At 40.6% G+C, this 12,832-nt stretch carries 7 protein-coding genes and 2 pseudogenes; 1 reads left to right on the top strand and 8 read right to left on the bottom strand.

Annotated features, from left to right (window positions below):
• Positions 1-38: 38 nt before the first annotated feature.
• A complete protein-coding gene (locus JJQ88_RS13975; RefSeq protein WP_246861182.1) occupies positions 39-1,037 on the top strand; it encodes a thermonuclease family protein in 999 nt (332 codons plus the stop codon).
• 202 nt (positions 1,038-1,239) lie between these two features.
• Here the strand turns inward: JJQ88_RS13975 and JJQ88_RS13970 are convergent.
• The 8 genes and pseudogenes from JJQ88_RS13970 to trhA all read right to left on the bottom strand — a co-directional run bounded on the left by JJQ88_RS13970 (position 1,240) and on the right by trhA (position 12,599).
• Positions 1,240-1,713: pseudogene (locus tag JJQ88_RS13970) on the bottom strand (SRPBCC family protein).
• A 231-nt stretch (positions 1,714-1,944) separates the two neighbouring features.
• Complete coding sequence (locus JJQ88_RS13965; protein ID WP_210366659.1) at positions 1,945-3,792, bottom strand: PDDEXK-like family protein; 1,848 nt, start codon at positions 3,790-3,792, stop codon at positions 1,945-1,947.
• A gap of 599 nt (positions 3,793-4,391) precedes the next feature.
• Complete coding sequence (locus JJQ88_RS13960; protein WP_210366658.1) at positions 4,392-4,577, bottom strand: hypothetical protein; 186 nt, start codon at positions 4,575-4,577, stop codon at positions 4,392-4,394.
• Positions 4,578-4,758: 181 nt separating this feature from the next.
• Complete coding sequence (locus tag JJQ88_RS13955; protein ID WP_210366657.1) at positions 4,759-7,236, bottom strand: restriction endonuclease-like protein; 2,478 nt, start codon at positions 7,234-7,236, stop codon at positions 4,759-4,761.
• The gene (locus JJQ88_RS13950) at positions 7,208-9,799 is read right to left on the bottom strand and encodes an McrB family protein (RefSeq protein WP_210366656.1); all 2,592 of its coding nucleotides are present in this window, start codon (positions 9,797-9,799) and stop codon (positions 7,208-7,210) included. The genes JJQ88_RS13955 and JJQ88_RS13950 overlap by 29 nt, the downstream gene beginning before the upstream one ends.
• A 232-nt stretch (positions 9,800-10,031) precedes the next feature.
• Positions 10,032-10,385 carry a hypothetical protein gene (locus tag JJQ88_RS13945; protein ID WP_246861181.1) on the bottom strand — a complete coding sequence of 118 codons (354 nt, stop codon included), beginning with the start codon at positions 10,383-10,385 and terminating at the stop codon, positions 10,032-10,034.
• Between the two features lie 874 nt (positions 10,386-11,259).
• Positions 11,260-11,739: pseudogene (gene tnpA, locus JJQ88_RS13940) on the bottom strand (IS200/IS605 family transposase); the annotation flags it as partial.
• Positions 11,740-11,960: 221 nt separating this feature from the next.
• Entirely contained in the window at positions 11,961-12,599 is a 639-nt protein-coding gene (gene trhA, locus JJQ88_RS13935) for a PAQR family membrane homeostasis protein TrhA (RefSeq protein ID WP_210366655.1), read from the bottom strand.
• Positions 12,600-12,832 lie beyond the last annotated feature (233 nt).

Below are 12,832 nucleotides of genomic sequence, written 5' to 3'. Positions count from 1 at the left end.
AAAAAAGCAAAGGGAAATCTTTTTCTGGAAAGCCATGGATGTTTATCACCGCTGGGATTGTCGCTACCCTTTCCCTTGTAATATTCTTTTCAGAACCTGAGGAAGATAAAACAAAGGCAGATACGAAATCTACACAGGTAGTAAAGAAGGACCAGGAACAAGTTGAAAGCGCGAAGATAGAAAAAGAGAAGGAAGTCAAAGAACTGGCTGAGAAGAAAGAAATGGAAGAGGCAGCTGCCAAAGCCAAGCAAGAAGCTGAAGCGAAAGAAAAAGCGGAAGCAGAAGCCAAGACTGGTGAAGAATCAAAAGCAAAAGCGGAAGCTGAGTCAAAGGCAAAGGAAGAAGCGCGAATTGCTGAACTCGGACTGGAGGCTGTTACAGTTGGCCGTGTCGTCGATGGCGATACAATTGTGACGACGGATGGCCGCAAAGTTAGATTAATTGGCGTCAATACGCCGGAGTCAACCACAAGGAATGAAACTTACGGGAAAGAAGCTAGCAACTACACGAAATCCAAGCTTTCCGGGAAGAAAATCTGGATGCAAAGGGATGTAAGTGAAACAGACAGATATGGGCGTTACCTGAGAATCATCTGGCTAGCAATCCCCGCCAACGATATGAACGAAAATGAAATCCGTGCAAAAATGTTCAATGCTCATCTTGTGTTGAACGGGTACGCAGAACCATCCACCTATCCGCCAGATGTGAAGTACAGCGACTTTTTCGTGAAATTTGCCAGGGAAGCGCGTGAAGCTGGCACAGGTCTCTGGGCATATGGAACTGAAGGAACCACAAAAGGTGATCTCGATTCCCAAAGAACAGCCAATACAACATCCAGGCAATCCACTTCAGGATCAAAGTCAGGGGCTACACCATCAAAGCCGGCATCTACAGCACCTGCGACAAATAATCAAACAGAAATTTTTGCTAACTGCACAGAACTGAGGACGAAGTATCCGAACGGTGTCCCTGCTGACCATCCGGCATACCAGCCGAAGATGGACCGCGACAAAGACAATTATGCATGTGAGCGATAAGGAAAAGGCCTGCTATTTTGCAGGCCTTTTTTGATAGCTATAATTTATTCTCATCATGCCCGTAAAAGCGTAAAGAATCTTGATGGGTGCTTTGGGGCGCTGGTCGCAATGCCAACGTATATCAATTCACTGTCGTAGATTTCAAGCAATTCTTGTTTTCAATTTATCAGATTGCTTTTGTGAAAACTGTTTTCAGGGACTTTTAAGACATACTTGCCAGATGCTCCTCCAGACGATCCATCATCTGTTCGGCACCTGGGACGGCATATGTTTTCACCTTATCGAATACGGCGGTATTTTCTTCAAAAACTGCACTATAAGTAAGTTTGGTCTTACCATCCAGATCCTCAAAGGTGGCTGTCGCCAGATAATGGGGAAACACAGTATGGTTGATAACGATTCTCTCGTGTTTAACAACTTCGACAATGACGTTGGTGTTGGAAAAATCAACGCCATCAGGACCGTGCGTGATAAACTGCCAAGTACCGCCCGGTTTCATATCAAACTTCTAAAAAGTCGTCGTAAAACCTTGAGGTCCCCACCACTTCGACAGATACTCCTCCTTCGACCAAGCTTTAAACACAAGATCACGTGGAGCATCATATACGCGTGTGATCACAATCTCGCGTTCACCTACTCGCGTAGCGTTTTTGTTTGTTGCGTTGTTTTGGTTCATGTCTATCCCTCTAAAATGACTTGCATAGCATTCGCCATTGACCATTCTCCACTTTTGACTCATTCTGCAGATACATGCCAAGTTTCTCTAGTGAATTTTCGTTCCCTTTTCTATCTTGACCCTGCTCAGCATTCTCAAAAGGTTAATTACATCCGTAAATTGCATTAATAACTCTGGAATTTCCTTTGCCTCGGTTTGTCCATATGGCACATTCAAGCATTTCATCTATTCTCATAATACTGATTTTACGGCTAACTGATCAATCAAATTCAATACCCAATGCATTTCTGGATGCTTGTATAGACGAACCATTTCCCAATATACTTCTTCACTATCATCCCAATCTTCAACCCTCGCAGTGTTTGAATACAAGCGAGTATATCTTGCCGATTGTTGTTTGGAATGAGCGGAAAAGGACAAACCCATTTCCTCCAGCCTTTCGATCAGTTGCAATCGTTTATCTGCCTGTAAAGGGCCAAGCTCTAATGTTAGCTTCAGTCTCCCGTCATGGAGCCGGTCAAACCATAAAACAAAGGTACTATCGTGCCACCACCACTTTTCCCTTGTTGTTCCGTAGATTTTCTCCAACTCCTTGAAACCATTCAGTATAAAGGAAGCATTGCGGTTTCCGATACGGAAATCGGTCTCCAGGATCCCATGATCCGCTGCAAACCTTATAAATGGCCTTTTCGGAAAAATACCAGCCGATTTGCTATGCTGTCTGATTGCTTGCTCCATTTCAACTTCATTGTCTTCTTCAAGCGATTCCAGAGCCAAGCCCATTTTCTTGAAGAAATCCATTGTTCCTTTATCATGGAACAAAGATTCCATCTTATCCACGATTTCTTGTTTACTTGACCAATCAGCAACCGGTATAGTTTGCGTGAAAACCCTTGTATATTTCTTCCCCTCGATCTTCGCAGCTGGACGTATATGGATTCCCTGCTGCTCGAGTGCATTTAATATTTTGAGACGCTGGTCATATGGAACGGGGCCAACTTCAATGGTGATTTTCAGCCTTTCATCCCAAGTCCTTTCATACCAGATAATCAGACCATGTCCGAGCCAATAACCATGTTCTGGCTCCCCGATCGTCTCTTTATATTCAAGCCATTCTGGTAAAATGAAGCTCGGAAACTGAACGTGTGCTCTATAGACTTCAGCGGGAATCTCTTCAAGCTGGACAAAGGACAAGAACGCTTCCCTGAGAACGTTACTTCCAATCGTGAATATGAAATCGATTGTCTTCCTCTTTTTCTCGTAAACCCTCCTTAGACCTTCCTGCTGCTTCAATGACAGGGTATCCAGCAACTGATAATGGTCTTCGTATCTCGGCTGTTTTCGATAATCCCCATGCTGGCTCAAATAGAGCAAATCAATCGCTGGTTTATTAGCTTGGTAAACGTCAAGTGCGAGCTGGGCAGCCTCATCGTCATGAACCAGTTCCTCTTTCAAAACTTCACAATAATACAATAAAAACTCATAGATATTATCTGAAATGGCATCCCTATTCAATTCAATATGTAAAAGGATGATCTCCAGAACATCGTTATAATCCAGAACCATATATTCATTATGGGTTGGTGCATCACTTCTTAAAGTTAAAAAGACAGGAACGACTTGATAGCCCTGATATATACTTTTGACGTGATTCAGGTAATCATCCAACTGGCCCACGGACTCAGCAGCATGGAACTTATTTTCTATCAAAATGACCATCTTTTGTGATGGCACTGCCACAACCAAGTCGATATAACGATTGGTATCCGTTTTGACCTCACGATATACTTCAACGTCTGAAAAACTAGCATACATATTGGCCAGGAAATCAAAGTCCGTGTATTTCTCCTCATTCTCTGTCCTCGTTAAAAGGCGGGTCAATAGTTTTTTCAGAAACGTACTCCCAAGCTGGTGATTCTCATGAGGATCAAGCAGCCAGGCAAGTACATTGGAATGACGGATTTCAAACTGATCCACTCTTAGAACCTTCAAGGGATTGAATTTGTGAAATTTTTGATGCAGCTTCGCAAATTCCTTCGAATGATCCAACTGAGCAATACTTTCAAATAGAATGGCCATGAAAAACAGCTCTCCTTCTTCTCTATTTAATAAGCTGATATAATCCTAAAACTTGTTGTTTGATTTCTTCTGAATCTGTACCAGGCACCATCCCAAATCCGTTGAAGTGTGCTTCTCTGAAAAAAGCAACTCTTGTAAAACCTGGTCAGTAGTGTTTTCTTCTAATGGCCAACTTACGTTACGTTCATCAGCTCTCTTAACCACTTCCCGTATTGTGGTCCTGGAATTCGAAGGGCTTGAGGCAATGGCCCTTTGACTAATCCCCTGGGCGTGAAGCCTCAAGGTTTCCCGATATTTAATCACAAAAAAACCGCCTAAATAATTGATGCGCACCAGCAGGTGCATCTCAATTATATAGAAGGGTGGTCCTGTGCATGACTGAGGTGGAACAATAACTTGTCCGGAGTGGGCCAAAAACATGGCAAATGTAGTATAAATCAATGGCTGTATTCATAGAAGCTTTCAGCAAAATTTTTCCGTTTGACACTCTAGAATGTCCAGAAACTGACGGCTCATTTTGTCCTAAACTTGACGGATTTATTGCCGTTTAAAGATAGCTGAGGAGGCTTGTCAGTCCTCCCCAATATAATTCTATAAATCTATCTGGTATAATCATTTACAACAATCATATTGGTTGAAGGACGTCTTCTGTCGTGCCACTGGTAATGGCCGACATTATGGAAGGCGTCTTCTCCTTTCTTCAGGGTGATTAATGACATTATATCCGTCAACCCCTGGACAGACAATACCGTCAATATATGGACGTTTTTAAACAGCATTAACATGCAATAATCACCGTTTGCTAGCCAGATCAACCTTAACCATTTTAGAACAGGATAGTTATCATTCTAATTTCCTTTAGAAAGGAGCCAAGACTAAGGTCGAATAATACATATAACTTTGCAAATTTTTGGAATCACTTAAAAAAAGGACAGAATCCATACAACAATAAATTCTGTACCCCTTTTATTCACTCAACATTTTCACTAAGATTCTGAACACACCTGAAGGGTTTTTTTGTAATTCCTGAACTGGCAAGATTACTGGGGAACCACCACTTCTCAAAAAAGTTAATTCCCTTCTGCTTTTATTTATCTTTGCAGTGATCCCTTTAATATTGTATTCATGAACACTTGTTGCCTCATCCAAAAATTCAGAGTCAAGATCCACTTTAATTCGATCCGATACCCTTCTCAGCATCCTCCAGATGGTCATTTCCTCTGTGGATTTCATAAACAACTCGGGCAGTTCCTTCGCTTCTTTCAACAAATCCAATGTGGTCATCATATAATTGGCGATTCCGTAATGCACTGGAACGATCCTTTGCTGCAGCGACTGCCAGACATGAATACGGAATTGGATGTATTCTCTGCCTTCTGCCATGACTGGTTGTACCTCATGAATTTTTCCGTAAAAGCGTATGCCATTTTTCTCCGTTTGTCCGCCAGGTACATATAAAGCTACATACTTTGCTTCCTGCCAGCCTTTTCTCAAATTCTCTGCAGGAATTCGATAGGATAGCCCTTTAAAGAACTCCTGATAATCTGATTCGCCCCGCACAAGTCCAACCAGAACATATTCATCAAGGCTCGACTTCCACTCTTCAAGTGCTCCTCTAGGCAAAATTCCTTCCTCTTGGATTTCTTCAGGGCTTTTATCAATCAGCCTTTCTACAAACCGCTCTACCAAAGTTGTGGCATTCGGTAAAAATGGCAAGCCGCCGATGTTTACTTTTTCTATGCTTTCATAAAATGGATGCTTTTGATATTCTGTTTCATCAAACCAAGGAAACAGTACATAGGCTCCAAACGCTGTGCGCTCGTACGGTCCGCCATTTGTTGCAACAATCGAATCACGGTAGCGGTGCATGGTATTAATATCATCTTCCATCGGTCCGGGAGTTTTGTACCTTCTTTGATAATAGCTGTCCGCCTGTGCATAATCGATTCGGTACTTGGCATCAAAAATATAATGGTATTGATAGTCCTTGCCCTTCTTTTCAATACTCAGCATCGTATCTGGAACCTGGGATACCGTTGGCAAGCCGCTTTCTTTTTTCTGATAAGCCAGGGTGATTTCCTCATGGGTGATTGGATGCCTATACACCCGTTTCGCCATCTTATTGGCCTCGAGATTAACGAATAACCCTTCCCTGTTCACCTGGACAATGTCCTGGCTGACGAGAGTATATTTCCGGTCCAGCAGCTGGCCCAGCTTTAAAAAGGTCCAATACTCATAAAGCGTTGCAACATCTTTTACGGACATACGATACAGTTTTCCTTGAAGCATCAATCCTTTTGAGACGGTCAGATAGATCTGGAAAGCATCCCGGTAGCCGGGTGCCATCTGTAGAACAAGGCTCATAACCGAACGGTCAAGCCGTCCAATACCACGCCAAAAAGAAGACCTTATTCGAGTGTCCAATTGATGGATCATGGCTGCAATTTTATCAAGAAGCTCTTGATCGGGCTTTTCCCGAAACCTGATGTTTTGGTTTTTTACGGCACCTGATAAGTCTTCCAACTTATGTTTGATTCGCTGCATCATCCATTTAACATACCGATTTTCATGCGTGTCGTAGGTCAGCTCTTTCTTTATTTTCAAACCTTCCATCGGCATGACATGTCGGTTCTGAACTTGTATCCCGTTCGGCACATCCACAAAGAGGCTGCCGTGTTTCCTTAAATAATTCCTGCTTGTGGAATCAAGCTTACTGAGCTGATCCCCTCTAGCTCGTTCATATGTTTTCTGCAATTGATGGTGCGGCTGCTGTTCTATTCTTGCAACCGCCTGTAAAAAATGCTTGAAATGCTCGCTGATTAGCCGGTAAAACTCAGCCTTTGATGGATTCCCCTCCAGCTTAAGCCTGGCTCCCAAATACGTCTTACGGATAAAATGGAACGCCAGATTATAAATCTCATCATTTACTTCTTCCAGCAACTTTTGATAATCGTTTTTATAATCAAGCTTGACCGGAAAAATCTCTAAAGTAACTTCCAATAATGTGGCTGTACCAGACCTGATCTCGAATGAGGTAAACCCAACTTCATTTTGAAACTGAAGATTCCCCATCAGAATGTCCTGGTTTCCGATTTTAACAGGTGAAACTGCCTGCCTTAACAGCGGGTATTCATGGTAAAAAGACAACTCGATATTATTCTTAGGCACCACGATCAGCTGGTAGACACCGTTCTCGAAAAAGATGGGCCTGAAATCATCTGGTTTGGATAATTGCTGCCGGCTAATATCATAAACCAAAACATCTTCAATACCTTTAGGAGATACGGTAAAACCCATCACATCATGGCGATCCATCAGCCTGTATTGCTTCAGCCCCTCGTATCGTTCATGGAATGGCTTCCCCTTGATCACTAATGAGAGGTCTCTCGTTTCCACCTTGACCAGTTCCACATCCTCACGAGATCCAGAAGGAAGTAAAGCCATCTCTTAACCTCCCGAGCATTTCAACAACCTTGGCAGCACTTAATGGATAGATGGCACCTTCGGGATTAAGATTGTAGTCGTCTTGCCCTTCTGCGTAATCCTTATTTGCAAACTGACTGTACAGACTCTTTAGCAACTGCTCTACTCTTATGTCACTGCCAGCCACTCTCGGTAAAATCTTTTGCAAAATGCAGTGATCAAACGCCTGCTCAAAAGGCATTAAGTCTCCTTCTTCGTTGTAGGCCAGATAAAAACAGATCTCATCCCGAACCCGATAGCCCACATGCGCATTCAGGAGCTGCAAAGCACCATTGATCTTCACCAGTTCGGCAGTGGCCCTCTCAACGACATCCTTATGAGTAAGATAAACATCTTTTAAGTGAAGATATTTTGACTCAAATTGATGCTGGGAAATAGCGATTGGCTCAACCTCATCGGTCTCTGCCAAAAACGCAAGGTTAGCTAGATCAACACGATTAAACTCAATCGTATTAGCCCGGTCCAACACCTTCTTGCTAAAAGGATGGGTCGTTTCATCCATATTGACCGTACCGATCATATAAAGGTTATTCGGCAACGTAATCTCCTCGCCAAGCATATCCTCCGTCAAAAGTGGCGAAGAAACCATTTGCCCATCCTTCCATTTCCGGCTCTCCATCACGCTGAGAATATCGCTAAAATAATACTCCACCCGAGCCAGGTTCATTTCATCCAATAGCACAAAATAAGGCTTATCCGGATTTTCCTTCGCTTTTAAAATGACTTCAGTTAATGGTCCTCTTATGAAGTCCCCCTTTATATCCTTATAGCCCAGCAAATCCGAACCATCATTCCAATCAGGACGAATCGGAATCAAGCTGAATTGCCCATTCTCCTCATTCGCTCCCACACTTTCAGCAAACCACTGGACAATCTTTGTTTTACCCGTGCCTGAAATGCCGGAGATGATCACGAAGGGTTTAGTTTTTAATGACAAGAATAAATTGATTACTTCTTCTTTTTGGTAATAAAAGCCTTTGCTTTTAATGTAGGAATCTATATGGTTGATTAATTCTTTAACAGACAAGTAAACTGGTTTCTTTTCACTTATTTGGAGACTTTGAGCTGCACTTTCATATTCATTCAATATAGACTTTACCTCCACTGGAAATCTCTCTTCAAAAAGATTAAAAAGTTTTTGAGCAAATTCCTTAGATAAAGAAAAAAAGTAGCCCTGCTTCAGATTTCCATTAACATCAAATGGACCACCTTCTTTTAGTCTCCATTCTACTGGTATCTCTTCTTTCTCAATTGGAGGAATGAAGTCAAAATAATCTAGTTTCAATAAGTATCCTTCTTCCAGCCATTCGTGATTAGAGATTTCATTAGGCTTTGGTGCTTCGATAGCTGTATCCTGTACTACACCGATAGATTTTATTTCTCTTGCTGAATAACAAAATACAATGTCACCAGGTCGAGGATTTACTAAATTAACATGGTGTGGTAGTGGCCTACCTTGTTTCGATTTTTGAGGTGCCCAAAGAAAGCTCCCTTCTTTTTCTTGTTTATAGGTCTGCCCTTGGTTAACCCACCAGTATTTTATTTCCTGAACAGCAAGACCTTTAATAAAAAGCTCCTCACGATATTCTTTATCAAATATTGCTCTGGCTAGTTGAGCATTGTTACTCTCTTTATATTGAGTTTTAAACTGCTTCTCAAATCTTTGTTTGATAAACTCAAGCGTACGATGAAACTCATTCCAGATTTCTTCATTTTCTTTAATTTTTTGATAATCAAAAATCACAGTAAATACCTGTATTCCTTCATCTTTTCTTTTAAAAAATGCTTGCTTTGATTCATAATCAAGTTCACTTAGAGTTTCAATATAACTCTTAAACAAAGGGATTCTATATTTAAATCTTCCATCTTGAGAGCGGTAAAACCCTAATATTATCCAACTACAAAAATTAATATGTAATCCGCTTCTCTCTTTTCTATATGTTACTGAAAACCTTTCATCATTATTTGAATCGACTCCAAGCTTTTGTAAAGTTTCATTGACAAAATCGAAAGATTGTTCAGCAACATTATATGTCTTAAAAATTTTCCTAAAAGGCTCAGCAAGCACTTTTTCATCACGAGTTATAAATTCTACTCTATACACAAATGGTCTCTCTGTCTTATAGAACTCGATGTATTCAGCTTCCTCATCTGGAAGAACAATTGTTTTTTTCTCATTTCTTAACCGATGACTGTTAATTCTGTTGTAGGAATAGTCAAAAGTATTTAAAAGTAACTCTTTTAAATCTTTATTTTGGTCATAACGTAATTGAAGAGAATCAGAGGCGATTTCCTTACGATCCACGTTAACTAATTGTGCTTCATATTCTTTGTCACTAATTTTCAAATAAATCTTTTGTCTTTCTCCACGATTAAGATGTTTACCATTGTTTGCTTCTTCAAAATCCACATGAAATTCTATAGGTATATGAGAGCCATTTAAAAATATAGACCAGTCAACTTTTTTTCGTGCTATCATTCCCAGGGTATCTATTTTTGACCAACTTCTAACCTGTTTTAACATCTTCTCACCGCTTCTATTCTACTTTTATACTTTATGGTAATTATATTACACTTTGGTATTTAACCCAACATTGTGTATTTTAGAATTGTTTTCAAATGAAAAGTTTAAAAACAGTCCTCCCTAAAAAATATCATTAAATTATAGATTCTAGTTTAACCGTAATTTTTCTTAATCAAGTTCTGTTCAACTAAACTGCCCTGTTCGCAATAACCACTAAGCAGAAGCAAAATTCTCATTCGTCTTTTTTGTTCTTATCAGGTGGTTTCAAAAATGCATTCTCTCCAGGTTCATATCCTTCTGGTTCCCAGTAGTGTTCTTCATATTTTGCTTGTTCAAATAAATCACGTAAAAAGCTTATTGCTTCTTCCCAAGTCGTAAAAACCTTGAAAGAATATGGCTGCTGACCTTCATCATTCCATACTGCCCAACTCTTATTGGGTAGCTCTGTTGCATTCCATTGAGCATCTTCGGGAATATGGAATATAAAAAAAGTATTGTCATAGGCTGCCTTCCAATCTCGGAAGCCCATCTCCGAAGCAAATTCATCATATTTTTTAAAGATTAATCCCCTAATGAACTTTTTCATGCCGATCTTTGAACACCACTTCTCTTTGTTAAACTTAAATGGCTTAAGGATCAAGGGGTTGCCTAACCTTAGCGAGTAAGATGTTCCCTGAATATCTTTTAAAATACGGTTTAAAATCTATCTCAACAGATTGCTCAGCATCCTCAATATCTATTGTAAGCAGCACCCTTTTGCAGTACTTCCTATCTTCCGTTATTTCAAACTTCTTTTACCGCTTTAGCTCCAAGAGAGATATCAATCTATTTGAAAGAAGTTCTTTCACTTGTATCTTCACTTCACCATATGAAGGGGACAGCTTAACTAAAAAGTCTTCCTTCCCATTCGAGAAACAGTAGGTTGCTTCGTTAAAATAAAATGGTAAGTCGTTTGATGTGGAATCCAATAATTGCGGTTCTGTTTCAAATAAGGAAAGAAATCAATTGCATCTGGGAATATCGGCATTTTCATATCACCTTTTCAACGGCTGTTTTAACTTCGTCTTATTAAATATTTCTGCCATATTAATTTATTAAGAAATTCAACAAAAACGGGCTTAAACCCTTTAATAATATTAAGGTTATAAATTGTCTAACAAAACAAAAGGACCAAATCGTTGCTTAGCAATGGTCCAAAAAACATTATTATTAATAACAACTATAACCTTAAATGCAGAAAAGATTTTTTGCGATATCTATCTGCATTTAGGGAAACGTATCACCGTCCTTACATTACGTTGTTCACCGTTACGACAATGGAATAAAACCCACCCGTGAGAGAACGGGTGGGTTTCTCTACGGCTGAAAACCTTTGTTACTGACCAAAACCTAAAGGGCTACTGAAGGGTTCGCCAATTGTACTACTTCTACTGGCCAGACCTCAAAGGCCTTCTCCCCTTCTAACTTCGTTTCTTTTTCTTCACTTCTTCTCCTGTGAAAGGATCAATGTATTCCATCATCGTTAACTGCTCTGCGACTATATCACCTTGTATTTGATTTCGAATATATTCTTCTATCACCTTTATGTTTCTTCCAGTTGTATTTGACATTGTACGCTGTACACCAGAATTTCTGATTTCCATATCTTTTTTTCAGGTTTACGTGCCGATCAAATATCATGAAACTGCTTTCCCCTTTTAAGTAACCGACAAAAGAGGACACACTTATTTGGGCGGTATACTCACTAACAAATGAATGTAATCCATACACGCGGTTGCTTCAATTATTTCTACAGCATTTCTTTCACATAATTTGCGCAGTAGTTCCCCAATCTCCTGTTTGATCTTCTTATAAATGATCTGTCTCCGGTACTTTGGGGCAAATACAATGTGATACTTACAATTTCAGGTAGTGTGTTGTGCTAAACTGTTATTGTCTTTAGACTTAGGACTTCCTCCGGGCTTTTTTTTTTAGTTGGCGAACCAAAAAATATTTTGGCACCGTGGGGAAGTTTTTTTATTACCACGCTGAAAGCTTTTTGGAAACCCGGGCATAGCCCGAGGTTTTCATTTCCACAAAAAGGGTGCGTAATCCTTCTTGGATTGACGCACCCGTTTGTCGGAGAAGAAATTTAGTTTAAGGTTACTACACCATCTGGCCTTCAAGGCAGCAAAGTCAACACCGCAAAAAAGTGCATAACCGAAGCGGCGATGACAAACAGATGCCAGATGGCGTGGTGGTAATGAAATCCTCGCCATACATAAAAGATGGCTCCTAGTGTATAAAGGACTCCACCTATCACGAGGAATTGCAGCCCTTCTGGTGATACATTCTGGGTTAAAGGCCTCCACGCGAATACCATCAGCCAGCCCATGACGACATATAGCGCTGTTGATGTATGCAGGAAGCGTTTGACGAACAGGGATTTGAAGACCGTTCCTGCAATGGAGAGTCCCCAGACGATCCCGAATAGCGTCCACCCAAGTGTTCCTTTTATAGCAATGAACAGGAATGGTGTGTAAGTGCCCGCGATGAAGAAATAGATGGATGAATGGTCGAATATTTCAAAGATGTCTTTTGCTTTGCCGGCAGGAAAGCCGTGAACGAGCGTGGAGGATGTGTATAGGAGAAGCATGGTTGCTCCGAATAGCGTAAAGCTGACGACGTGCCAGGCCGTTCCGTGCAGGGATGATAACACAATCAGGAAGACAAGTGCTGCGATACTTAATAGGGCGCCTACCCCGTGGATGATTGCATTGGCTATTTCCTCCCGCTTCGTGAATATATGAACATTTGCCATTTTATTGACTCCTTTATTCTTTAACCTGTATTCCTCGAAGGACTCTCGTTTTATTTTTCTATAGTAATAGAAGCTGTATCTACTATAACATTTGTTAATCGAGTTCTAAAGGAATCAATTTATTTTCCATGCTTCAAACTGATTTTTCTTCCAAGTAAAGGAGGTATTAAGACGAAAATGGCCAGCCCGTTAAACTACCCGGAACTGGCCATTTAATAAAGTCCTTACATCCT

The sequence above is a fragment of the Bacillus sp. REN3 genome, assembly GCF_017912555.1.
GTDB lineage: Bacteria > Bacillota > Bacilli > Bacillales > Cytobacillaceae > Mesobacillus.
Note: the sequence above shows the minus strand (reverse complement) of the source record. Positions and strands in the feature narration are given on the sequence as shown.

Coding starts and splice junctions, on each gene's coding strand:
- JJQ88_RS13965 (WP_210366659.1), bottom strand. CDS start 3,792: ATGGCCATTCTATTTGAAAGTATTGCTCAGTTGGATCATTCGAAGGAA.
- JJQ88_RS13960 (WP_210366658.1), bottom strand. CDS start 4,577: ATGTTAATGCTGTTTAAAAACGTCCATATATTGACGGTATTGTCTGTC.
- trhA (WP_210366655.1), bottom strand. CDS start 12,599: ATGGCAAATGTTCATATATTCACGAAGCGGGAGGAAATAGCCAATGCA.
- JJQ88_RS13975 (WP_246861182.1), top strand. CDS start 39: ATGTTTATCACCGCTGGGATTGTCGCTACCCTTTCCCTTGTAATATTC.
- JJQ88_RS13945 (WP_246861181.1), bottom strand. CDS start 10,385: ATGAAAAAGTTCATTAGGGGATTAATCTTTAAAAAATATGATGAATTT.
- JJQ88_RS13955 (WP_210366657.1), bottom strand. CDS start 7,236: ATGGCTTTACTTCCTTCTGGATCTCGTGAGGATGTGGAACTGGTCAAG.
- JJQ88_RS13950 (WP_210366656.1), bottom strand. CDS start 9,799: ATGTTAAAACAGGTTAGAAGTTGGTCAAAAATAGATACCCTGGGAATG.